The following is a 229-nucleotide window of genomic DNA, read 5'->3' as shown; positions in this document are numbered from 1 at the left end:
CAGGTGCAAGTGGTCGGCAACCTGGGCTTGCAGGCGGGCGCCGGCACGATCGACAACACGTCCGGACTGATACGTGGCGGCGCTGCCGTCGCGCTGGGGGCTGGCGCCATCGTCAACCAGGCAACGCAGGGGACCGACAAGGGAATCGAAGGCCGCGACGTCAACCTGTCGGCAGGCATGATCAATAACAGCCAGGGTGGCTTGCGTGCAGACAATAACCTGAGCATCA

1 protein-coding gene is annotated in these 229 nt (G+C 64.2%); it reads left to right on the top strand.

Annotation, left to right across the window (positions count from 1 at the left end; all coding sequences use genetic code 11):
- Positions 1-229: hypothetical protein (locus J0O65_RS25370; protein ID WP_215409930.1), on the top strand; the 229-nt coding region annotated here is incomplete at both ends.

Source organism: Janthinobacterium sp. JC611 (genome assembly GCF_018682595.1).
GTDB lineage: Bacteria > Pseudomonadota > Gammaproteobacteria > Burkholderiales > Burkholderiaceae_D > Janthinobacterium.
Note: the sequence above shows the minus strand (reverse complement) of the source record. Positions and strands in the feature narration are given on the sequence as shown.